General features: G+C 35.3%; 26 protein-coding genes. 25 read left to right on the top strand and 1 reads right to left on the bottom strand.

Going from position 1 to position 22,210, the window contains the following annotated elements; translation table 11 throughout:
• The first annotated feature begins 109 nt into the window (after nt 1-109).
• The 8 genes from sleB to fni all read left to right on the top strand — a co-directional run bounded on the left by sleB (nt 110) and on the right by fni (nt 7,665).
• Complete coding sequence (gene sleB / locus ACEWK1_RS21465; protein ID WP_416636641.1) at nt 110-1,369, top strand: spore cortex-lytic enzyme; 1,260 nt, start codon at nt 110-112, stop codon at nt 1,367-1,369.
• Between the two features lie 15 nt (nt 1,370-1,384).
• Complete coding sequence (gene ypeB, locus ACEWK1_RS21460; protein WP_251396016.1) at nt 1,385-2,725, top strand: germination protein YpeB; 1,341 nt, start codon at nt 1,385-1,387, stop codon at nt 2,723-2,725.
• Nucleotides 2,726-2,947: 222 nt separating this feature from the next.
• On the top strand, nt 2,948-3,607 hold the full coding sequence (locus ACEWK1_RS21455; RefSeq protein WP_121662615.1) for a flagellar brake protein: 660 nt from the start codon (nt 2,948-2,950) through the stop codon (nt 3,605-3,607).
• A 51-nt stretch (nt 3,608-3,658) separates the two neighbouring features.
• On the top strand, nt 3,659-3,835 hold the full coding sequence (locus ACEWK1_RS21450) for a YpfB family protein (RefSeq protein ID WP_098796200.1): 177 nt from the start codon (nt 3,659-3,661) through the stop codon (nt 3,833-3,835).
• A gap of 191 nt (nt 3,836-4,026) precedes the next feature.
• Entirely contained in the window at nt 4,027-4,701 is a 675-nt protein-coding gene (cmk, locus tag ACEWK1_RS21445; RefSeq protein WP_121662614.1) for a (d)CMP kinase, read from the top strand.
• Between the two features lie 4 nt (nt 4,702-4,705).
• Nucleotides 4,706-5,281, top strand: coding sequence for a lysophospholipid acyltransferase family protein (locus ACEWK1_RS21440; protein WP_212138392.1), 576 nt, complete (start codon nt 4,706-4,708; stop codon nt 5,279-5,281).
• A 167-nt stretch (nt 5,282-5,448) separates the two neighbouring features.
• Nucleotides 5,449-6,600, top strand: a complete 1,152-nt coding sequence (rpsA, locus tag ACEWK1_RS21435; protein ID WP_212138391.1) for a 30S ribosomal protein S1 — start codon at nt 5,449-5,451, stop codon at nt 6,598-6,600.
• A 9-nt stretch (nt 6,601-6,609) separates the two neighbouring features.
• On the top strand, nt 6,610-7,665 hold the full coding sequence (fni, locus tag ACEWK1_RS21430; RefSeq protein ID WP_416636640.1) for a type 2 isopentenyl-diphosphate Delta-isomerase: 1,056 nt from the start codon (nt 6,610-6,612) through the stop codon (nt 7,663-7,665).
• A gap of 53 nt (nt 7,666-7,718) precedes the next feature.
• Here the strand turns inward: fni and ACEWK1_RS21425 are convergent, their stop codons facing one another.
• Nucleotides 7,719-7,850 (bottom strand): YpzI family protein, encoded by a 132-nt coding sequence (locus ACEWK1_RS21425; protein WP_121662610.1) that lies wholly within the window; start codon nt 7,848-7,850, stop codon nt 7,719-7,721.
• Between the two features lie 134 nt (nt 7,851-7,984).
• On the opposite strand from ACEWK1_RS21425, the gene ACEWK1_RS21420 reads away from it, so the two are divergent.
• The 17 genes from ACEWK1_RS21420 to ACEWK1_RS21340 all read left to right on the top strand — a co-directional run.
• Nucleotides 7,985-8,590, top strand: a complete 606-nt coding sequence (locus ACEWK1_RS21420; RefSeq protein ID WP_416636639.1) for a hypothetical protein — start codon at nt 7,985-7,987, stop codon at nt 8,588-8,590.
• Nucleotide 8,591: 1 nt separating this feature from the next.
• Complete coding sequence (locus ACEWK1_RS21415; protein WP_121662608.1) at nt 8,592-9,482, top strand: YIEGIA family protein; 891 nt, start codon at nt 8,592-8,594, stop codon at nt 9,480-9,482.
• A gap of 1 nt (nt 9,483) precedes the next feature.
• Nucleotides 9,484-9,672: a capping complex subunit for YIEGIA gene (locus ACEWK1_RS21410; RefSeq protein ID WP_121662607.1), complete on the top strand. Its 189-nt coding sequence runs from the start codon at nt 9,484-9,486 to the stop codon at nt 9,670-9,672.
• 411 nt (nt 9,673-10,083) lie between these two features.
• Nucleotides 10,084-11,394, top strand: coding sequence for a ribosome biogenesis GTPase Der (gene der / locus ACEWK1_RS21405; protein ID WP_121662606.1), 1,311 nt, complete (start codon nt 10,084-10,086; stop codon nt 11,392-11,394).
• Nucleotides 11,395-11,498: 104 nt separating this feature from the next.
• Nucleotides 11,499-12,530, top strand: coding sequence for an NAD(P)H-dependent glycerol-3-phosphate dehydrogenase (locus ACEWK1_RS21400; RefSeq protein ID WP_121662605.1), 1,032 nt, complete (start codon nt 11,499-11,501; stop codon nt 12,528-12,530).
• A gap of 462 nt (nt 12,531-12,992) precedes the next feature.
• The gene (locus ACEWK1_RS21395; protein WP_121662604.1) at nt 12,993-13,193 is read left to right on the top strand and encodes a DUF2768 domain-containing protein; all 201 of its coding nucleotides are present in this window, start codon (nt 12,993-12,995) and stop codon (nt 13,191-13,193) included.
• Between the two features lie 26 nt (nt 13,194-13,219).
• A complete protein-coding gene (locus ACEWK1_RS21390; RefSeq protein WP_212138388.1) occupies nt 13,220-13,942 on the top strand; it encodes a hypothetical protein in 723 nt (240 codons plus the stop codon).
• 226 nt (nt 13,943-14,168) lie between these two features.
• Nucleotides 14,169-15,647 carry a stage IV sporulation protein A gene (spoIVA, locus tag ACEWK1_RS21385; RefSeq protein WP_416636638.1) on the top strand — a complete coding sequence of 493 codons (1,479 nt, stop codon included), beginning with the start codon at nt 14,169-14,171 and terminating at the stop codon, nt 15,645-15,647.
• A gap of 482 nt (nt 15,648-16,129) precedes the next feature.
• The gene (hbs, locus tag ACEWK1_RS21380) at nt 16,130-16,408 is read left to right on the top strand and encodes a non-specific DNA-binding protein Hbs (protein WP_034332307.1); all 279 of its coding nucleotides are present in this window, start codon (nt 16,130-16,132) and stop codon (nt 16,406-16,408) included.
• Between the two features lie 169 nt (nt 16,409-16,577).
• Nucleotides 16,578-17,144: a GTP cyclohydrolase I FolE gene (gene folE / locus ACEWK1_RS21375; RefSeq protein WP_212138387.1), complete on the top strand. Its 567-nt coding sequence runs from the start codon at nt 16,578-16,580 to the stop codon at nt 17,142-17,144.
• 104 nt (nt 17,145-17,248) lie between these two features.
• On the top strand, nt 17,249-17,473 hold the full coding sequence (gene mtrB / locus ACEWK1_RS21370) for a trp RNA-binding attenuation protein MtrB (protein ID WP_121662600.1): 225 nt from the start codon (nt 17,249-17,251) through the stop codon (nt 17,471-17,473).
• 283 nt (nt 17,474-17,756) lie between these two features.
• Nucleotides 17,757-18,542, top strand: coding sequence for a heptaprenyl diphosphate synthase component 1 (locus ACEWK1_RS21365; protein WP_121662599.1), 786 nt, complete (start codon nt 17,757-17,759; stop codon nt 18,540-18,542).
• Nucleotides 18,543-18,545: 3 nt separating this feature from the next.
• On the top strand, nt 18,546-19,262 hold the full coding sequence (locus tag ACEWK1_RS21360) for a demethylmenaquinone methyltransferase (protein WP_121662598.1): 717 nt from the start codon (nt 18,546-18,548) through the stop codon (nt 19,260-19,262).
• 142 nt (nt 19,263-19,404) lie between these two features.
• On the top strand, nt 19,405-20,367 hold the full coding sequence (hepT, locus tag ACEWK1_RS21355) for a heptaprenyl diphosphate synthase component II (protein ID WP_251396006.1): 963 nt from the start codon (nt 19,405-19,407) through the stop codon (nt 20,365-20,367).
• 110 nt (nt 20,368-20,477) lie between these two features.
• Nucleotides 20,478-20,924 carry a nucleoside-diphosphate kinase gene (gene ndk / locus ACEWK1_RS21350; RefSeq protein ID WP_121662596.1) on the top strand — a complete coding sequence of 149 codons (447 nt, stop codon included), beginning with the start codon at nt 20,478-20,480 and terminating at the stop codon, nt 20,922-20,924.
• 283 nt (nt 20,925-21,207) lie between these two features.
• Entirely contained in the window at nt 21,208-21,984 is a 777-nt protein-coding gene (locus tag ACEWK1_RS21345) for a CheR family methyltransferase (protein ID WP_212138385.1), read from the top strand.
• Between the two features lie 78 nt (nt 21,985-22,062).
• Nucleotides 22,063-22,210, top strand: a 148-nt coding sequence (locus tag ACEWK1_RS21340) for a chorismate synthase (protein WP_416636643.1), incomplete at its 3' end; no start/stop codon positions are given.

The raw sequence follows: 22,210 nt of genomic DNA, 5'->3' as shown, positions 1-22,210 counted from the left end.
GCTGCCATCAATTGTTTCTTTTGGATAAGTCTTTATTTAGTATGAATAAAATACCAAAGACTACAAAAAATACGTTTAAGCAACTACATCTACTTGAGGAGGCAGCAACATGAAAAACATGCGCATAATGCTGATAGTTGTGGTAATGGCTTTTACTTCTATCACATTTCAATTTCTTTCACAAGGCGTTTCTGTAGCACATGCTTTTTCAGATCAAACCATTCAAAGAGGTGCAACGGGAAGTGATGTAATTGAATTGCAGGCAAGGCTTCAATATAACGGATATTATCATGGCCCGATTGATGGAGTCTACGGATGGAGCACGTATTGGGCAGTTAAGAATTTCCAAAATATGTTTGGTCTAGAGGAAGTTGATGGATTAGTTGGACAAAAAACCAAGGATATGTTACAAAAATCAACTAAATTTTATAGTGATTGGGTTTACAAACAAATTAACCAAGGAAGAAGATTTACACATTATGGCGGAGTCCCGTTAGATATTCAATCTGCACCTTCAGAGCAGCAAATTCAAAAAGCAAGGAAGATTGCGGAGCAAAGACGAATTCAGCAAGAAAAGCAATATAAAGCTCAAGCAAATAGCCAGCAACAACAAGAGAAACAACAACAGAATCAAGAGCAACAGAATCAGCAGCAAAATGAACAAAAGCAGCAGCAACAGAAACAACAGAAACAACAACAGCAGCAGAATCAACAGCAAAAAGAGCAACAACAGCAGACTCAACAGCAACAGAAACAACAACAGCAGCAGACTCAACAGCAACAAGGGCAACAACAGCAGCAGACTCAACAGCAACAAGAGCAACAAGAGCAGCAGAATCAGCAGCAACAAGAGCAACAACAGCAGCAGACTCAACAGCAACAAGGGCAACAAGAGCAGCAGAATCAGCAGCAACAAGAGCAACAACAGCAGCAGACTCAACAGCAACAAGGGCAACAACAGCAAAAGAATCAAGACCAAAAAGATTCAACTGCAGTAAACATGCCGAATGGATTTTCGCAAAATGATATTAAATTAATGGCAAACGCTGTTTATGGAGAAGCTCGTGGTGAGCCGTATATCGGACAAGTAGCTGTTGCGGCTGTCATTTTAAACCGAGTTAATAGTGCAACTTTCCCAAATACCGTTTCAGGAGTTATTTTTGAACCACGTGCCTTTACAGCAGTAGCAGATGGGCAAATTTGGTTAACTCCAAATGAATCAGCGAAAAAAGCTGTTTTGGATGCAATTAATGGATTTGACCCAACCGGGAATGCAGTGTATTACTTTAACCCAGATACAGCCACCAGTTCTTGGATTTGGGGAAGACCACAAATTAAACGTATCGGGAAGCATATTTTCTGTGAATAGAAGGGGTGATGATCAATGATACGTGGTATTTTGATTGGAATTTTATCAATCGCTGTGATTGGTACTTCTTACTGGGGGTACAAAGAACATCAAGAAAAAAGTGCAGTGCTGATTCAAGCAGAAAATAGTTATCAACGCGCATTTCATGATTTAACCTATCGTGTTGATCAGCTACATGATAGAATCGGTGCAACACTAGCTATGAACTCAAGGGAGTCGTTATCTCCAGCTTTAGCAGACGTTTGGAGAATTACCTCTGAAGCACAATCAGACGTAGGTCAGTTACCATTAGCTTTATTACCTTTCAATAAGACAGAGGAGTTTTTAGCTGGAATTAGCGATTTTAGCTACAAAGCTGCTGTTCGTGATTTAGAAAAAGATCCACTTACCGAAAAAGAATATAAAACACTAAAATCAATGTATTCAGAAGCTGCTGATGTTCAAAAGGAGTTACGTAAAGTTCAAAGTCTTGTTTTAGAGAATAACTTAAGGTGGATGGATGTTGAGCTTGCTTTAGCCTCCGGACAAAAGCAAATGGATAATACAATTGTCGATGGATTAAAGACTGTCGAAGAAAACGTTAAAAGTTACTCTGAATCTCAATTCGGTGCATCACTTACTTCTATGAAGAAAAACTTAGGTTTTGATAACTTAGAAGGAAAAGAAATAAATGCAGAAGAAGCTGAGAAAATAGCAAAGAAGTTCGTAGAGAATAAAGTTACTGACATAAAAGTAACTGAAAACGGTGACGGTGCAGATTATGAATTTTTCAGTGTTTCCATGGATGATAAAGAACAAAAAGTAGACATAAATATGGACATTACGAAAAAAGGCGGATACCCAATATTCTTAGTGCAGAATAGAGAGGTTGCGGAGAAGAAAATTAGCTTGAACCAAGCTACAGAAAATGCTAGGAAGTTTTTAAATGAACACGGGTTTGAAGATTTAGATCTTTTCGAAAGTGCTCAATATGATAATGTTGGTGTATTTTCATTTGTTTCTATTGAGAATGGGGTCAGAATATATCCAGATGCTCTTCGCATGAAGGTAGCGTTGGACGATGGTCAAGTGATTGGCTTCTCGGCAAGAGATTATTTAGCAGCTCATAAAAAACGAGATATACCTAAGCCGAAGATTTCTAAAGAAGAAGCAGCTAAAATGTTGAATCCAAGTCTGGAAGTACAAGAAGACCGTTTGGCTCTTATATTAAACGAGTTTAAAGAGGAAGTACTTTGCTACGAATTTTTAGGAACGATCGAAAACGATACTTACAGGATTTTTATTAATGCAGAAGATGGAACGGAAGAAAAGGTAGAGATATTAAAAAATCCAGAGCCAATTTTCCAGGATGTTTAATTTTTAATAAGAGCAAGGATACCCTTTGTTACTTTGACTTGGGTATCCTTTTCTGTGTTAAAAACGATTATTTTTTGTTTAAAAAAAATATCAAAACCCTTGTAGGAATTTTATAAGTTAGTTTGATCACTACTATAAGATGTTGAATAAATATTTGCACTCTTGCACAACGGATATGTCCATGCTTTAATAAGAAAGAGAGCAATAAGAAAGAGTGATATTGTGATAAAAATTGGGGATGTCATTTCGTTAGAAACGAAGGGCGCAAAATTAGAGAGACTAAAATGTAAACTAGTAGAAAAAAAGGGCAATAAACTATATATTGATTACCCTATAAACCAAGAGACAGGCCGTTCAGCCTTCCTAATGTTAGGAACACAACTTGTTGCTTCGTTTGTTTCGAATGAAAGTGTTTTTCGTTTTCAAACAGAGGTTACAGGGCGAATAAAAGAAAATATTCCGATGATTTCACTTACGTATCCTGGTGATGACCAATTAATTAGAATTCAAAGAAGACAATTTGTACGTATTGATGCAAATCTAGATGTAGCCATTCATTCTCTGCATAATGAGTTTCAACCGTTTACTGCGGTTACAGCTGACATTAGTGCAGGAGGAACAGCATTACTTCTTCCGAAATCTATCAAATTAAAAGAAAAACAGGAAATTGTTATTTGGTTCTCCCTACCATTTCAAAATGAAGGAATTGAATATATTAAAGTAAAAGGTAAGATCATTCGGTTTATTCCTGCAGATCATGATCTATTTGTTAAGGCACCTATAGAGTTTCAAAATATCGATGAAGATACTAGGCAGGTTTTAATTCGTTTTTGCTTTAATCAACAAATACTCATTCGTAGAAAAGGGTTAACAATCGAATAATTTTTGGTATTTTTAAGCATACTAGTAAAAAAATACCGGAGTTGAGCGGGAATGAAACGATTTGAGCGAATTTTGATTAAACTAATTGTTATTCAATTCATTGCCCTAGTATGTGCACAGGTACTCATACAAAATACCACTGTTCAACCATACTTATCACGTGTTGTCCAATATGAAGGTGTTAACAAAATAACAATTACTGAATGGCTAGAAACGTTTAGTCAATAACATGATGCAGGTGTCTTTTTAAGCCTGCTTCATTTATTTGTTTTTTTAATTTTGTCTTAGCAAAAAACTTGTGTAAAACTACTTACCCTAGTTTACAGATTCAATTCTCTAAGTTCTCATACCAAATAAGTTCTTTCACACCAGCCAAGGCGTAAAAGACTACTAGACTAAAAACCTATTTGGAGGAAATAATGAAGCAAAAAAAATTATCCGTTGCAATTGATGGGCCAGCGGCTGCTGGAAAAAGTACAGTTGCTAAAATAATTGCAGAAGATTACTCATATATATACATAGATACTGGTGCCATGTACAGGGCTTTAACATATAAAGCGCTACAAGATGGGATTGATTTAAAAGATGAAAAATCAGTAGCAGATATCTTATCTAAAATTAAAATAGAATTACATCCATCAAAAGACGGACAACTTGTCATGATTAATGGAGAGAATGTATCAGATGTGATTCGAACAAATGAAGTAACGAATAATGTTTCCTTTGTAGCTATGCATCCATTAGTAAGAGAGGAAATGTTAAAGCGTCAACGTCAATTAGCAATTGAAGGCGGAGTTGTTATGGACGGTCGAGATATAGGTACACATGTATTACCTAATGCAGAATTAAAAATATTTTTAAGAGCATCTGTTGAAGAGAGAGCTAAAAGGCGTCATGAGGAAAATATGAAAAAAGGATTTTCTTCTAACTATGAACAACTGAAGCAAGAAATTGCAAATCGTGATAAGCTTGATTCAGAAAGAGAGGTTGCTCCCCTGAAGAAGGCAGAAGATGCGATTGAAATTGACACAACAGCTTTATCTATCCAAGATGTTGTTAGAAAAATAGAAGATTATTTAGAAGAAAGGCTTTGATAACGTGTCATTATATCCATTTGCCCGGTCAGTTGTTGCTGGTCTTTTAAAACCAACATTTCGTATTAAAGTAGAAGGACTAGAGCATTTCCCTAAAGAGGGTGGTGTTTTATTATGTACCAATCATATTAGTAATATAGATCCGCCGGTTGTTGGAGTTACAGCTCCTAGAAAAGTATTGTTTATGGCTAAAGCTGAACTTTTTCAAGTGCCGGTATTGAAACAATTACTGAACAATTTTGGTACATTCCCTGTTAAGCGTGGTGGAGGCGACCGCGAAGCGTTAAGAGCTGGATTAAAGGTTCTTAAAGAAGGGAATGTCTTAGGATTATTTCCAGAGGGAACAAGAAGTAAAGATGGAAAACTTGGTAAGGGAATGTCAGGTGCTGGTTTCTTTGCGCTTCGTTCTACTGCCGCAGTTGTACCTTGTGCTATAATAGGACCATATAAAGCTTTTTCAACGCTAAGAGTTGTATACGGAAAGCCAATAAATATGGAAGAATATCGTGAGAAAAAAATTAGTACAGAAGAAATGACATCTATTATTATGGAAGAAATAGGGAAACTTATCCAAAAATAATGTAAATCTTAATACTTCTTACTTGACAAAAAGTAGCATTTATTAGAAGTTTAAGAAGGACGTATTTTTCATTTTATTTTTTGGGGTATTTATGATTCTTTAATAAAATGAAAGCATACATATATTTTATCAAAAGTCGCACAGGTTTTGACAAGGAGGTAATTGAGATGGTAGAAGAATTAAACAGTGTTCAAGTGGAAACACCTGAAGTTGGTGATGTTGTAAAAGGAATCGTAACAAAGGTTGAAGAAAAACAGGTGATTGTCGAAATAGAAAATTGTAAGCATTCCGGTATCATTCCAATCAGCGAACTTTCTAGTCTTCATGTGGAAAAGGCTTCTGATGTTATAAATGAAAATGATGAACTAGAATTAAAAGTTTTAAAGGTGGAAGAAGAAGCTTTAGTGCTTTCTAAAAGAGCCGTTGATGCTGAAAAAGCATGGGATGCATTAGAACAAAAATTTGAATCTAAAGAAGTTTTTGATGCAGAAGTTAAAGATGTTGTAAAAGGCGGACTTGTTGTTGATTTAGGTGTAAGAGGATTTATTCCTGCTTCTTTAGTTGAAGCTCATTTTGTTGAGGATTTCTCTGATTATATGGGGAAAACTCTTTCTCTAATTGTTGTTGAATTAGACCGCGAAAAAAATCGTGTTATTCTCTCGCATCGTGCAGTAATTGAAAAAGAGCAAAATGAAAAGAAATCAGAAATACTTGATTCTATAAATGTAGGTTCTACAATTGAAGGAACTGTTCAACGCTTAACAGATTTTGGTGCATTTGTTGATATTGGAGGAATTGATGGATTAGTTCATATCTCACAATTATCACATAGTCATATTGATAAACCATCAGATGTAGTGGAAGAAGGACAAAAAGTAACCGTTAAAGTACTTGGAATAGATCGTGATAATGAAAGAATTTCATTATCAATTAAAGAAACTCTACCTGGACCTTGGGCTGACGTTACTAATAATGTAAAACCTGGTGATGTTCTAGATGGTGTAGTTAAACGTTTAGTATCGTTTGGTGCATTTGTTGAAATTCAACCTGGCGTAGAGGGACTTGTTCATATTTCACAAATTTCAAACAAACATATTGGTACTCCACAAGAAGTTCTTGAAGAAAATCAAGAAGTGAAAGTAAAAGTACTAGACATAAATGAATCTGAAAAACGTATTTCTCTAAGTATTCGTGAGTTAGAAGAAACGTCAAAAGCATCAAATGAAGATTTAACAAATTATCAAGCAGCACAGGAAGAATCTTCTACAGGTTTTCAATTAGGTGAGATGATTGGAGATCAATTAAAAAAATTAAAATAAAACGGTGATATGGTGAGTAAAAGAGCGCAAAGGAAAATAGAACATATTCAGCATGCTTTATCTACTGGACAGCAATGTTCCAACGGATTTGATGATGTTACCTTTGTTCATCAAAGCTTACCAAACCTGTCTGTTGATGATATCAATTTATCATCTAATGTTGGCGAACTTTCCTTGAGTTCGCCTCTTTTTATAAATGCGATGACAGGTGGTGGCGGTGAGGACACGGTTATCATTAACGAAGCACTAGCACAAGCTGCTGCAGAAACAAAAATCGCTGTAGCAGTAGGTTCACAAATGTCTGCGATAAAGGACAGTAGTGAAAGGCCCTCCTATGAGATCATGAGGAAAGTTAATCCAAAAGGTATTATATTAGCTAACTTAGGTAGTGAGGCCACAATTGATCAAGCTAAAACTGCTATTGATATGGTTGAAGCAAGCGCATTACAAATCCATATAAATGTTGTTCAGGAACTGGTTATGCCAGAAGGTGATCGAGATTTTACAAATGCTATCAAAAGAATAGAGAACATTGTTACGAACGTCAAAGTACCTGTTATTGTTAAAGAAGTTGGTTTTGGTATGAATCGAGAGGCTGCTTCGCAATTAGAAGAGATTGGTGTTTCTGCAATAGATGTAGGCGGCTTTGGTGGGACAAACTTTTCTAAGATTGAAAATATGCGTCGTGAACAAGCTTTAAGTTATTTTAATTCTTGGGGAATCCCTACTGCAGCCTCAATTGCTGAGGTCAAACATGGACAAGGCAATATGTCTATCATCGGCTCTGGAGGTATTCAACACTCTCTTGATGTAGCTAAAGCTATAGGTTTGGGTGCATCTGCAGTTGGAATAGCTGGTTACTTCCTGAAAATATTTATTGAAAAAGGATATGATGATTTAGTCCAAGAAATAAAACAAATACATACAGATTTAACCTATATCATGACAGCTCTCGGAGTGAAAACAATTAAAGAGCTTCAAGAGGCTCCCCTTGTCATAAGTGGAAATACCCATCATTGGTTAAATGAAAGGGGTATCGAAACATCATCCTATAGTAGAAGGTAAAAAGCTGGTCAAGTATTGACCAGCTTTTTATTTTACTATCCAAAAGTATAAAATTATCTGTTTCTTTCTCTTGCAGCTTCTGGCCCCTCTACTCTTGTTGCACCAGGATAAGTTAAAGATTGATCACGATCTGACTCAACACGTTGACTTTTTCTTAATTTCTTTTCTTGTCGATCTTTTCCCATTTTACATAACCTCCCTATATTAAGGTATACCTTAACTTTTGTCTTTTCCATGTTAATCATAACTACTATTTTTTACTAATTTTCGATTAAAGCTAATTGGAAATAGCCATAATGGGAATAGTAGGAGGAGTGAGATGGAAGGAATCATTTTTTACTGGTTTATGTGGTTAGGGTGGGTCGTGGTCACTTTCATAATGAAAAAAAACAAAAGTCGAGTGAAATTAGCGTTTTTCCTATTAGTTACAATATTAATAAGCAAGGTTTTTCTAGTTGTTTCTACTTTTTATATAAATTGTTCATTAATCATGTTTTTGTTATTAGGATATTATTTAGCCGTGAAAAATAAACGAAAACTAGTTACTTTTTATTTGACCAATTTAACATTAACATTTGCTTACGCAGGTATCATGTTATTTCACATTTATGATCCTGTTTGGTTTGTATTTGATTACCGCCTAATTGTAAGTTTGATTGTCAGCTTTCTTGCTATTTACTTGGGCAAGAATTCTTCCCAACGATTTACATTTTATTTGATTTCAGTTTCTCAAGGGGAGTTTTTATATTGGTTGATTATGAGTAAATTCCATGATCAGGTAACATTTGGTACTGCTGCCTTTTTAGATATGATTGTAATTGGTTGTGCAATGATTTACTTATGGACAATTTTGCAACAGTTTACATTATTAGTAGAACAATCACTACACAGATTTCAAAAACAAACAAAGGAGAAGCAAGGATAATATGAGTGAATATACGTTACCAGTGCTTTTTGGAGTTGTTGTTGGGGTATTAACAAGGCTTCATATGCTTAGAACAGATTATAGACAATACCCCACTTACTTGCATGGGAAAATCATCCATGTTGCCCTTGGATTTATTGCAGCTGGACTAGGGACAGTTGCGGTACCTTCTATTATGGAAGAGGATTTTACAGCGATTACGTTTTTAACTTTAGCTGCTTCTCAATTTAGAGATGTAAGGAATATGGAAAGAAATACACTAACTGTTCTAGATGACAATGAGCTTGTGCCTAGAGGGAATACATATATAGAAGGAATTGCCATTGCGTTTGAAAGCAGAAATTATCTTGTCATATTCACTTCACTTTTAACTACTTTTGCTTACTTAGTACTTAATATTTACGTCGCTATTATCGTTGGGATTATTTGCTTTATTGTTTGTCGTAAACTCATGTCTGGAAGTAGAATAAAAGATCTTGTAGACATAAAATTTGTAGAACCTCATTTTGAAGGTGCTGGACTATATGTTGACAATATCTATATCATGAACATAGGTATCCCTGAAAAGCAACAGGCTATCCTTAAATATGGAATGGGGTTTGTTTTAACACCTAAAAATGCCAACTCAAAAACAACCATTGCGAACCTGGGGCAACGTCAAGCCATTCTTCATGATGTGTCTACTGCATTAGGAGTTGTTCGTGATTCTGGAGAACCTGCACTTGTGCCCTTAGCCAAAAGAGATTTAGATGACGGACGCCTTGGAGTGTTTGTTTTACCGCAAGATCGTGATGTTGAAAAAGCCATACAAGTGATTGGAGATACACCGACCCTTGAAAATGCAATAAGAATGCCATCTGAAGCGAAGGCGAACCGTCAAGGAGGGGAATAAATTGAGTGCACTCGAAAAGTACATATTGGCTATTATTACAACTGATAAAACAAAAGCAGCTGGTGGAACCGCAATTTTTATTTGTAAAACACAGGAAGAAATGCACTTTTACGCGAAAAATTTAGAAGCAATATTAGATGGAATTGCACATGGTATTGGAGATGACATGTATGTAGTTGTTAAACACTAAGTTGTGAAATGAAGTAATGTCTGATAATATATAAAAGTTAAGCCCTTCTTTTCAAGCAGAAGGGTTTCTTTTATAAGAGATTTTATTTTTGTATTTTGTGGTAGTTTATATTTAGCCATATAGGCTAATGAATACATATATGAGTTTAACTTTAAGTCCAATTTTTTTCTCTTACTATCAGGAAAATGAATGGTGGTATTAGAAAATGGACCGAAACGTTTGTAGGAATTTTTCGTATACGTTTGTAACAAGATGTCTACTAGCCTTTTATAATCGTTACTTCCTTTTACTTTTTTTAGGGATCTCTCAGGAAAAGTGATGTATTATGAAACGGGTTTGATATGAACATTACCATAATTGTAACTCTTATGATAAAAAAATGAGTTTATATAAGTCAGGATGGTGTAACTTATGGCAAAACCAGTTATAGCAATAGTTGGAAGACCAAATGTAGGTAAGTCAACAATATTTAATCGTATTGTAGGAGAGCGTGTTTCTATTGTTGAAGATATCCCAGGTGTTACTAGGGACAGAATATATAGTTCTGGGGAATGGTTAACTTATCAATTTAATATTATTGATACGGGCGGAATAGATATTGGGGACGAGCCATTCTTAGCGCAAATCCGTCATCAAGCAGAAATAGCTATTGATGAAGCTGATGTAATTGTGTTTTTAACAAATGTTCGTGAAGGGGTTACGGCTGCTGATGAAGAAGTAGCTAAAATTTTATATCGATCCAATAAACCGGTTGTATTGGCAGTTAACAAGGTAGATAATCCTGAAATGCGTGCAAATATTTATGATTTTTATTCGTTAGGATTTGGAGAGCCATTTCCGATCTCAGGCTCTCATGGTTTAGGTTTGGGGGACTTATTAGATGAGGTTGCAAAACATTTTAAAAGTCCGGGAACTGACGATTACGATGAAACCACAATAAAATTTTCCCTTATTGGCCGACCAAATGTTGGGAAATCCTCCCTCGTTAACGCGATATTAGGAGAAGACCGTGTTATCGTAAGTGACATCGCAGGTACTACTCGTGATGCGATTGATACAGTTTATAAATATGAAGGACAAGAATTTGTTATCATTGATACTGCAGGTATGAGGAAAAAAGGAAAAGTATATGAAACAACAGAAAAATATAGTGTCCTTCGAGCATTAAAAGCAATTGATCGCTCAGATGTTATCTTAGTTGTAATAAATGGAGAAGAGGGAATTATTGAGCAGGACAAGCATATTGCTGGATATGCTCATGAAGCTGGAAAAGCAGTAGTAATTGTTGTGAATAAATGGGATGCTGTAGAAAAAGATGAGAAAACAATGAAGGAATTTGAAGTTAATATACGTGATCACTTTAAGTTCTTAGATTATGCTCCAATTGTATTCCTATCAGCTTTAACTAAAAAGCGAATTCATACGTTAATGCCTCATATCATTCTAGCTAGTGAGAATCATTCAAGAAGGGTTCAGACAAATGTTTTAAATGATGTAGTAATGGATGCTGTTGCAATGAATCCAACTCCAACACATAAAGGCAAGCGATTAAAAATATTCTATACAGCACAAGTAGCTGTAAAACCACCTACTTTTGTTGTTTTCGTTAATGACCCAGAATTAATGCACTTCTCGTACGAACGCTTCTTAGAAAACCGTATTAGGGCTGCATTTGAATTTGATGGTACACCTATTAAGATTTTCGCTAGAGAACGCAAATAATACCCAAATCTTATTGTTTGAAGGGTTGGTTATGATTTAAAAGCTAAAGTAACAGGTAATCCTGTTACTTTTTGTTAAGATTGTTGGTGGAAAGGTGTGATAACATGGAACAAATTACGGTAGTAGGTGCAGGGAGCTGGGGCACAGCACTAGCCATTGTTCTTGCTGACAATGGGCATCGTGTAAAGTTATGGGGACATCGTCCTGAATTAATAAACGAAATTAATTCGACACGAAGAAATGAAAAGTATCTCCCAGGTATTGACCTCCCTGAAAACATTGTTGGTTATTCGAATTTTGAAGAAAGTTTAAAAGAAGTACATACTGTTATATTAGCTGTGCCAACAAAGGCAATACGTCAAGTTCTTAAAGATATGATTAAGGTTAAAAAAGAACGCGTAACGTTTGTTCATGTTAGTAAAGGAATTGAACCGGATACTTTGCTGCGAATTTCAGAAATTATTGAGGAAGAAGTGCCACCTCAGCTTTTAAAAGATATTGTTGTCTTATCTGGACCAAGTCATGCAGAGGAAGTTAGTCAACGCCATATCACAACCGTGACTTCTTCATCGAAAAATATGAAAGCGGCTGAATACATACAAGACCTATTTATTAATCAAAATTTTCGTGTTTATACAAATCCAGATATTATCGGTGTGGAAATTGGTGGGGCATTAAAAAATATTATTGCACTAGCCGCAGGGATCACAGATGGACTTGGCTATGGAGATAATGCGAAAGCTGCTCTTATCACAAGGGGATTGGCCGAAATTGCACGTCTAGGTAGTAAAATGGGAGGAAACCCTTTAACTTTCTCTGGACTAACAGGAATTGGAGATTTAATTGTAACGTGCACAAGCGTTCATTCGAGAAATTGGCGTGCTGGCAATCTTTTAGGTAAGGGTCATAACCTTGACGAAGTGTTAGAAAACATGGGGATGGTTGTAGAAGGGGTAAGAACGACAAAAGCAGCTTATCAGCTTGCTGAAAAATACGATGTGAAGATGCCAATTACTGAAGCATTATATGAAGTGTTATTTAACGGTAAATCTCCAAAAGAAGCGGTTGATTCGTTAATGGCTCGTGTTAAAACCCATGAAATGGAAGACCTAGTAAATATCATGGAGAATCGTTAATTTAGGTGACGTATAAACATCATTCAGCATATGATAACAAGAAAATAAAAACAAAGAGAACAATATCCTATAAGGTTTATGATTACTTCGTTTATGGATCGTATGATTTTTGTCAATTTAATCCTAAAAGCCTGTACATTATCTAAAGTGAAAGTTTAATGGCGTAACTAGGCATTAGATGATACAAAACATAATACTTCCGCATAAAATGCATGGTAGTCAAATAAGAGTTGTTCTTATAGTTTGGGTACTATTTAGTCGGTTCTGTGGCTGAAGTAAAGTTCGTCCCCTCTTTACTTCAGCTTTTTTTTGTTTAAACATTTCATTAAAGTATTTAAATAAACTTTACCTCCTTGGACAAGCCTCTGAAAGTATAATATAATCAACCATGGAGTTCGACATTATTTATTTTTTTGTTTAGTCTTAATATTTCTTGAGCTTTTTGTATGAGGAGGAGTCTTTATGAGTGTAGCCCTTATGAAGATGTGGATTTCATTTGCATCAATGGCTTTTATGTTTATCTCAATTTTACTCATTTATTTAAGTCGCTTTAAGCTAAAAGGTATAGTAAAAGTAATTGTTTCAGTTTTTGCCTATCTTTTTATGATTCTAGCAGGGTTAATTATCTTATTCGTTGTTTTTACTGGACCTGTATCGGAATAATACTTAATAAAAGGATGTTATTTAGAATGAAACTCTATAAAATTTTGCTAGTGATTTTTGGTTGCATCCTTTTATCTGGATGTCTTTACCCGGAAGAAAAATTACAGAAAAACACCGTACCTTATGATGACCAAATAACGGCTGTGCAGAAGTCTGTAGATCAATATCAACAAGATACAGGTGGGTTGCTGCCAATCAAAACAAAGGATATGTCAACACCTATTTATCAAAAATATCCTATTGATTTTTCTGCAATAACACCTAAATATATGGCTGAGCCACCTGGTACAGCCTATGAAAGCGGTGGAATTTACCAGTATGTGTTAGTGGATGTAGAAGAAGATCCAACTGTTAAATTAATTGATTTACGCATTTCTGAGGAAATACATGAGTTGACGATCAAATTAAATGTCTACCGTCAAGCGAATGGATATCCACCATTTGAAGATCTTATTACAAACGATATCTATACATTAAACTATGAAAAATTAGGTTATAAAGAGCCCCCAATGATTGAGAGTCCATATTCAGGAGAATATTTACCTCTAGTTATAGATAAAGAGGCAAAAATTTATGTGGATTACCGCATCGATCTATCCAAAGCTTTACAAGATAGTCAGCATAGCTTTAAGCCTGGCGATGATATTCGCGGTGTTCTTGTAGACGGGAAACCATTTGTGCCTGCCTATTCCTTACCTTATACAATAAATGATGCTGGCGAGCCGATCTTTGATACGGAAGGCCAATAAATTTTAAAAAATTTTAAAAATAAGTCATGAACCCTTCTTAGGAGAATACACTCTAAAAGAAGGGTTTTCTTTTTTCGCTTTTATGACCAATGCCTAATTTGGTGAATACCTAAAAAAAATTTAGAAACAAAGTCATAAATAAATAGGACAATGTCATACATATATAGTGTCCTATAAGAAAACGGATAAGCTTTATCCCAATATTGTATGATCGGGAGGGGATCACTTGGAAAAAGTAGATATTTTCAAGGATATCGCTGAACGAACTGGTGGCGATATATATTTAGGAGTAGTTGGTGCAGTTAGAACAGGTAAATCTACTTTTATTAAAAAGTTCATGGAATTAGTCGTACTACCTAACATTGACAATGAATCTGACAAAGCTAGAGCTCAAGATGAATTACCACAAAGTGCAGCTGGTAAAACAATTATGACTACTGAGCCGAAATTTGTCCCGAATCAAGCAGTTTCTATCCATGTAGATGAGGGGCTTGATGTCAATATTAGATTAGTAGATTGTGTAGGTTACACAGTTCCAGGAGCAAAAGGGTATGAGGATGAAAATGGTCCTCGCATGATCAACACTCCATGGTATGAAGAGCCAATACCTTTTCATGAAGCAGCAGAAATTGGTACACGTAAAGTTATTCAAGAACATTCAACACTAGGATGTGTCATTACGACAGATGGTTCCATCGGTGACATTCCACGCCATGATTACTTAGAAGCTGAAGCTAGAGTTATTGAAGAGTTAAAAGAAGTAGGAAAGCCGTTTATTATGATTATTAATACGGTTCATCCTCATCACCCAGAAACAGAAGCCCTTCGCCAAGAATTAAATGAAAAATATGATATTCCTGTTCTCGCAATGAGTGTTGAAAGCATGAGAGAAACAGATGTCATGAGTGTTCTAAGAGAATCACTATATGAGTTCCCTGTACTTGAGGTAAATGTAAATCTTCCAAGCTGGGTAATGGTATTAAGAGAAGATCATTGGTTAAGACAAAGCTATCAAGAGGCTGTTAAAGATACAGTTAAAGATATTAAGAGGTTACGTGATGTAGACCGTGTTGTAGGTCAATTCAGCGAGTATGACTTTATTAATAGAGCAAGCTTGGCTGGTATCGAAATGGGGCAAGGAATTGCCGAGATTGACTTATATGCTCCAGATGATCTTTATGATCAAATCCTTAAAGAAGTTGTAGGGGTTGAAATTCGAGGTAAGGATCATTTGCTTCAGCTAATGCAAGACTTTGCTTATGCGAAGGCAGAATATGATCAAGTTTCTGATGCACTCCAAATGGTGAAACAAACAGGTTATGGTATTGCTGCGCCAGCCCTTGCGGATATGAGTCTTGATGAGCCTGAAATTATTCGTCAAGGTTCTAGATTCGGAGTTCGCTTAAAAGCTGTTGCACCTTCCATTCATATGATCAAGGTGGATGTTGAATCAGAATTTGCGCCAATTATAGGCACAGAAAAACAGTCAGAAGAACTTGTTAGATACCTTATGCAAGACTTTGAAGATAATCCACTTTCTATCTGGAATTCGGATATTTTCGGACGCAGTTTAAGTTCAATTGTACGAGAAGGTATACAAGCAAAATTATCATTAATGCCTGAAAATGCTCGTTACAAGCTAAAAGAAACATTAGAAAGAATTATCAATGAAGGCTCTGGCGGTTTAATTGCCATCATATTATAAAGATTTGACCTCTATTCTAAGAGGTCTTTTTTTGTTTCCATAGAAAAATACTCTACATCCTGTATATAGGTGATATGTGAAGATATTTAGGTTTATATAAGCCTCTGATGTCCTACATTTTCTCTACTGAAAATATTTTAAGAAAAGTAACACTACAAAAAAATAATGTCATAAATTGCCTTGTGTTGAAACGTACGTTCGCGAAAAAAGCGTAAATCCTTGATATAAGTGGTTTTTTTATTCGGTAATTGCTTGATTCACTTGAATGATTGTGTTAATCTTTTTAAAGAAATTGTTTTCTCTATTGGTCGATTCTTCCTAAATAACCAATATTCGTGATGAAAATCATTGAAATATGTAGAAAAATCGTATAAGATAAGCGTGTTGATAGTAATATCACGATATCATGTATACAATTAATCAAAACTGTGAAGAAATGAAGACTAATAAGAGTTCCATCCCTTTGGGAGGAGGTGAAAGGCATGAATAAAACAGAACTTATCAACGCAGTAGCAGAAGCTAGTGAGTTATCTAAAAAAGACGCAACTAAAGCAGTTGATGCTGTTTTCGATACAATTTTAGATGCACTAAAAGACGGTGATAAAGTACAACTTATCGGTTTCGGTAACTTTGAAGTTCGTGAGCGTGCGGCTCGTAAAGGTCGTAACCCACAAACTGGTGAAGAGATTGAAATTGCTGCAAGCAAGGTGCCTGCTTTCAAACCAGGTAAAGCACTTAAAGATGCAGTAGCAGGAAAATAAGTTTAATTTGTCATGTAATTACTATTACATACAAGCTTTCTTCACAGAGCCCCTTATTTAAGGGGCTTTTCATTTGGAAATAAACCAATTCCTCTAAGTTAATCCACTTTGCTTTTCATCCTTTAATTATGCTAGAATCTCTACAAATGAATGTCCAGGAGGTCACAAAATGGGTGAAGTTAATTTTGAACAGATTGAACACGCTGTTAAATTGATTCTTGAAGCGGTAGGGGAAGATCCTAATCGCGAGGGCTTAATAGATACACCAAAGCGAGTGGCGAAAATGTATGCTGAGGTATTCAGTGGGTTAAATGAAGATCCATCTGAACATTTTCAAACGATTTTTGGGGAAGATCACGAAGAGCTTGTATTAGTAAAGGATATCCCGTTTTATTCAATGTGTGAACACCACCTCGTGCCTTTCTACGGAAAAGCTCATGTAGCATATATACCTAAAGGTGGAAAAGTGACAGGGTTGAGTAAGCTTGCACGTGCAGTAGAGGCAGTAGCGAAACGACCACAATTACAGGAGCGGATTACATCGACCATAGCTGATAGTATTAATGAATCACTTGATCCACACGGAGTAATGGTCGTTGTTGAAGCCGAGCATATGTGTATGACAATGAGAGGGATAAAAAAACCTGGAGCTCAAACGGTTACGTCTGCTGTAAGAGGGGTTTTCCGAAAGGATGAAGCATCCAGAGCAGAGGTACTATCTTTGATTAAAGGATAAATATCTATAAATACAGGTTGGAAGCAAAAACATATTAATAGGTTTTACTTAACAGGAATGGTATGATAGGTAGGACAACATTCTGTAAATAGGCAGGTGCAGGGATGAATCAAAAAAATGACTTCGTTGTGATTAAAGCAATTGAAGATGGTGTTCATGTTATCGGGCTGACAAGGGGTTCTGATACACGTTTCCATCATTCGGAGAAACTAGATAAAGGTGAAGTGATGATTGCTCAATTTACTGAGCATACATCAGCAATCAAAATAAGAGGTAAAGCGCAAATTCAAACTGGAATTGGTGAAATAGAGAGTGATTCTCGTAAATAAGCAGGTTCTCCTGCTTTTCTTTGCGTTTAACGGAGTTTAAGTTTACATATCAAAAAATAACAATTACCCATAATTGTGGTATAATGGTACATGCTTAAATTTCTTCTTAAAAATGATATATAATATATAAAGTAACATTGATAAGCAGTATTAGAAAAGTGGAGTGAGAAAGTATGCATATGTCCCCTTTTCTAGATTAGGCAAGTACTATGTTTTAGTTTAAGAAACAATGCATGAATTAAATTAGAGATAGAATGTTATTTTGGGGACAAGGGTGATTTATTTGCAGGACATCGAAGTACATTTAGCAAAATTAAAAACAGCACTAGAGGAGAAACTTTCACATCCCTATTTAGCAAAACATTTACCTTCACCTACAATCGACGAAGATAAATTGCTACTTTTTTATGCAATTTTTGATGAGATAGATCTTTCGGAGAACCTAAAAGAAAGCTATATAGTGACAGCTATGCTTGTTCAGATTGCCCTTGATACACATGATGATGTTTCGACAAAGACTGCTATCGAACCTGGAGAATTTGTACAAAGACAGTTAACTGTTCTTGCAGGTGATTATTTTAGCGGATTATATTATTTATTACTATCAGAAGTTAAGGATATTAAGATGGTTCGAACATTAGCCTTGGCTATTAAGGAAATCAATGAACATAAAATAAGACTTTATTATCATGATGAAGGAAAAATGAGTTCATCTATAGATAGTCTTCAAGTAGTTGAAACAAGTCTTTTTCAACGAGTAGCTGATCATTTTAAACTTGACTTTTATAACATGCTCAGTACTCAATTCTTAACATATAAAAGACTATCTCATGAGAAATTTCAGTTAGTACAAGATGGAGGTTGTGATCATTCTGTTAAAAAACCGTCATTTTCTATTCACTTTTTAACAGAAGCATGTAATTTGTACTTCGAGAAAACTGCATCACTACTTGATAAAGGATTCCAAAAGGCTCCTTCTTTAAAAAGTCTGTTGATAGAACGTCTTCATACAATTCGTTTTCACGAAGCACTACTACATGATAATAAGACAGTGGAAGAAGGTTTGTAATATATGAATCAGTCTAAAGAAGAAAGAGTGCATGGGGTATTTGAGAAAATTTATCAAAATTACGATCAAATGAACTCTGTAATAAGCTTTCAGCGCCATAAGGCTTGGAGAAAAGAAACAATGAAACGGATGAACGTTAAACCCGGTCAAAAAGCTCTTGATGTTTGTTGTGGCACAGCTGATTGGAGCATAGCGCTATCAGAGGCAGTAGGACCAAATGGCAGTGTCACCGGTCTTGACTTTAGTCAAAATATGCTTAAAATTGGTCAACAAAAGATTATTGACCTTGGTTTACAAAATGTTAACCTTATTCATGGGAATGCGATGAAACTTCCATTTGAAGACAATTCATTTGATTTTGTCACGATTGGGTTTGGTTTAAGAAATGTACCAGATTATATGCAAGTGTTACAGGAAATGAACCGTGTCTTAAAGCCGGGTGGAAAAGCAGTATGTTTAGAAACTTCCCAACCTACCTTACCGATTTTTAAACAATTTTTCACGATTTATTTTCGTTATATTATGCCTATTTTTGGGAAGGTATTTGCTAAGAGCTATAAAGAATATTCTTGGTTACAAGAATCAGCACGAGATTTCCCTGGAATGGTTGAATTAGCAAAAATGTTTCAAACAGCAGGCTTTAAACAAGTTGAAGTCAAAGCTTTTACCGGCGGAGTTGCTGCTATGCATTTAGGAGTCAAGGCAAAAGAAAATAATTAAAAATAGATGGCATGACCACTTTTATGTTTAAAGAAATGTGAGTAATATTGCTTCTCTTTTAACATAGTGGTCATTCCTATTTATATATGGCGGAAGTGTGGAAGTTAGGAATTCATTAACTCAGGGTTTAAGGTGAAAACGTATGAAATTAAAAGCAATGTATTCATTTTTAAATAATGATCTAACAATAATTGAAAAAGAGCTTGAGAAGACTGCTGTTTCAGAGTATCCTCTTTTAAGACAAGCAAATCTGGAGTTGCTGCAAGCAGGAGGGAAGCGAATTCGTCCTGTTTTTGTCTTGCTTTCAGCAATGTTTGGTAACTATGACATAGAGCGAGCAAAGCATGTTGCTGTTGCACTTGAGACAATACATATGGCATCTCTCGTACATGATGATGTGATAGATGATGCAGAATTAAGAAGAGGCAAACCTACTGTTAAATCCAGATATGATAATCGTATTGCTATGTATACAGGTGACTATCTTTTAGCACGTTCATTAGAAGTGATGACAAACATTGAGGATCCTTTGGCTCATAAAATCTTGTCTCAAGCCATTGTTGACGTATGTTTAGGAGAAATTGAGCAAATAAAAGATAAGTATCAGTTTGATCAAACACTAAGAACCTATTTAAGACGTATTAAGAGGAAAACGGCATTGTTAATTGCCGTTAGTTGTCAATTAGGAGCAGTTTCGACAGGCGCTTCAGAAGATGTACATCGCAAGCTCTATTGGTTTGGTTATTATGTAGGGATGTCATTTCAAATAACTGATGATATTTTAGATTTCACTTCGACTGCGGAAGAATTAGGTAAACCAGTAGGAAGTGACTTATTACAAGGGAATATCACGTTACCAGTACTATTTGCTCTTGAAGATCCGACAATGAAAAGAGAAATAGAAAAAATTTCAATGAAAACAACTCCAGTGGATATGCAACCGATTCTAGAAAAAATATTAAATTCCGAGGTGATAGAGAAATCTGCACAAGTTAGTGAAAAATATCTTCAAAAGGCATTTCGTATATTGGACGAATTACCTAAAAATCGGGCGCGATCGACTCTTCAAAGTATCGCAAAATATATTGGAAAAAGAAAATTTTAATCTTTTCTAAAATTCTCCATCCCATGATTGAAATATATTACCTCTCATGATATTATTTTTTTGGGGTATGAAAGCCTATACATAAATTTCTATGGGGTGGAGATGTTATTATGGAAAAAACATTTTTAATGGTTAAACCTGATGGGGTACAACGACAACTTATAGGGGAAATTGTCGGTAGATTTGAAAGAAAGGGCTTTCAGTTGGCTGGTGCGAAATTAATGACCATTCCTGTTGAACTTGCTGAAAAGCACTATGGAGAACATAAAGGAAAACCCTTTTACGAAGAACTAGTTCAATTTATTACTTCTGGACCAGTCTTTGCTATGGTTTGGCAAGGTGAAAACGTTATTGAGTTATCAAGAAAAATGATGGGGAAAACAAACCCAAAAGATGCTGAACCTGGAACAATAAGAGGAGATTATACGATGTTTGTAAGCAAGAACATCATTCACGGCTCAGATTCACCTGAAAGCGCAGAACGAGAAATCTCACTTTTTTTCCAAGACAATGAACTAGTGGAATATGATAAGACATTAAATAGTTGGATTTATTAATATGGGGAAGCTGGCATATGCCAGCTTCTTTTTATATACACTAAGAGAGAAAATCAAATAAATGACAAGTTTCAACACTTTTCTTTAAAAATTGAGCAAATTCTTTGAATTTTAAGCTATACTATAAATTATTATTCTTATTTCTAAGGTATTTGAAATCATAAAGTTTTAATAGAGAACCATTATGGTGATTACAGGGTGTTAGATATAGTAATCCCTTATTTATTAGAACGACCTTCAAACATCTACTAGTTAAAAGGAAATGTAATAGGAGAGTTGACCCATGGTTGATCAGGATTACGAACTGTTTATTAAAAACATCAAGAAAAAATCAGGAATTGATCTTTCTCTTTATAAAGAGGCTCAAATGAAAAGAAGATTAATTTCACTTTATGAAAAGAGGGGATTTTCAAGCTTCTCAGAATTTTATGGCGGAATTAGTAAACAAAACGAACTTTACTTTGAGTTCTTAGACCGAATGACAATAAATGTTTCAGAATTCTACCGTAACTATAAAAGATGGCAGGTGCTTGAAGAAAAAATTCTTCCCAAACTATTAGAAAAGAATGCTAATTTGAAAGTGTGGAGTGCTGCATGCTCCACAGGTGAAGAACCATATACAATTGCGATGATTCTTTCTAAGTTACTTCCTCTTTCTAAAGTAAAGGTTCTGGCAACAGACATTGACGAAAATGTCATTGCAAGGGCTAAACTCGGGATTTATCCTGAACGTTCCTTAAATGAGGTACCTGACGATATAAAGCGGAAGCATTTCAAGAAAGAAGGAACAAATTATATCGTGAACGAGGATATAAAAAAAACAGTGACATTTAAAAAACAAAATTTATTATCAGATCCATTTGATTCAAATTTTGATTTAATTGTCTGTCGAAATGTATTGATTTACTTTACAGAAGAAGCTAAAGAGGTATTATATATGAAATTTAGCAACGCATTAAAGCCTAATGGAGTGTTCTTTGTTGGAAGCACCGAGCAGATTTTTAATGCAGACCGTTTTAACTTTACTTCAGTAGATACATTTTTTTATCAAAAGAAGTAAAAACTTGCTATTTTTTTCATGTAACTTATGATATATTTGTACTTAAAAGCGTTAGTGCGTTGAAGGGAGAGAGAGCAAATGAGATATTTAACAGCTGGAGAATCTCACGGGCCACAATTAACTGCAATAGTCGAAGGTGTTCCATCAGGTTTAAATTTAACTGCGGAAGCTATTAACATCGATTTAGCACGAAGACAAAAAGGGTATGGCCGCGGAAGAAGAATGC

This window comes from Metabacillus sp. YM-086 (assembly GCF_048059995.1).
In the GTDB taxonomy this organism is placed as follows: domain Bacteria; phylum Bacillota; class Bacilli; order Bacillales; family Bacillaceae; genus Metabacillus; species Metabacillus litoralis_B.
The sequence above is the reverse complement of the archived record's forward strand: the minus strand, read 5'-3'. Positions and strand labels throughout refer to the sequence as shown.

Bases quoted from the DNA above. Each gene is read 5' to 3' on its own strand.
- sleB (WP_416636641.1), top strand. From the start codon at position 110: ATGAAAAACATGCGCATAATGCTGATAGTTGTGGTAATGGCTTTTACT.
- ypeB (WP_251396016.1), top strand. From the start codon at position 1,385: ATGATACGTGGTATTTTGATTGGAATTTTATCAATCGCTGTGATTGGT.
- ACEWK1_RS21450 (WP_098796200.1), top strand. From the start codon at position 3,659: ATGAAACGATTTGAGCGAATTTTGATTAAACTAATTGTTATTCAATTC.
- cmk (WP_121662614.1), top strand. From the start codon at position 4,027: ATGAAGCAAAAAAAATTATCCGTTGCAATTGATGGGCCAGCGGCTGCT.
- rpsA (WP_212138391.1), top strand. From the start codon at position 5,449: ATGGTAGAAGAATTAAACAGTGTTCAAGTGGAAACACCTGAAGTTGGT.
- fni (WP_416636640.1), top strand. From the start codon at position 6,610: ATGGTGAGTAAAAGAGCGCAAAGGAAAATAGAACATATTCAGCATGCT.
- ACEWK1_RS21425 (WP_121662610.1), bottom strand. From the start codon at position 7,850: ATGGGAAAAGATCGACAAGAAAAGAAATTAAGAAAAAGTCAACGTGTT.
- ACEWK1_RS21420 (WP_416636639.1), top strand. From the start codon at position 7,985: ATGGAAGGAATCATTTTTTACTGGTTTATGTGGTTAGGGTGGGTCGTG.
- ACEWK1_RS21415 (WP_121662608.1), top strand. From the start codon at position 8,592: ATGAGTGAATATACGTTACCAGTGCTTTTTGGAGTTGTTGTTGGGGTA.
- der (WP_121662606.1), top strand. From the start codon at position 10,084: ATGGCAAAACCAGTTATAGCAATAGTTGGAAGACCAAATGTAGGTAAG.
- ACEWK1_RS21400 (WP_121662605.1), top strand. From the start codon at position 11,499: ATGGAACAAATTACGGTAGTAGGTGCAGGGAGCTGGGGCACAGCACTA.
- ACEWK1_RS21395 (WP_121662604.1), top strand. From the start codon at position 12,993: ATGAGTGTAGCCCTTATGAAGATGTGGATTTCATTTGCATCAATGGCT.
- ACEWK1_RS21390 (WP_212138388.1), top strand. From the start codon at position 13,220: ATGAAACTCTATAAAATTTTGCTAGTGATTTTTGGTTGCATCCTTTTA.
- hbs (WP_034332307.1), top strand. From the start codon at position 16,130: ATGAATAAAACAGAACTTATCAACGCAGTAGCAGAAGCTAGTGAGTTA.
- folE (WP_212138387.1), top strand. From the start codon at position 16,578: ATGGGTGAAGTTAATTTTGAACAGATTGAACACGCTGTTAAATTGATT.
- mtrB (WP_121662600.1), top strand. From the start codon at position 17,249: ATGAATCAAAAAAATGACTTCGTTGTGATTAAAGCAATTGAAGATGGT.
- ACEWK1_RS21360 (WP_121662598.1), top strand. From the start codon at position 18,546: ATGAATCAGTCTAAAGAAGAAAGAGTGCATGGGGTATTTGAGAAAATT.
- hepT (WP_251396006.1), top strand. From the start codon at position 19,405: ATGAAATTAAAAGCAATGTATTCATTTTTAAATAATGATCTAACAATA.
- ndk (WP_121662596.1), top strand. From the start codon at position 20,478: ATGGAAAAAACATTTTTAATGGTTAAACCTGATGGGGTACAACGACAA.
- ACEWK1_RS21345 (WP_212138385.1), top strand. From the start codon at position 21,208: ATGGTTGATCAGGATTACGAACTGTTTATTAAAAACATCAAGAAAAAA.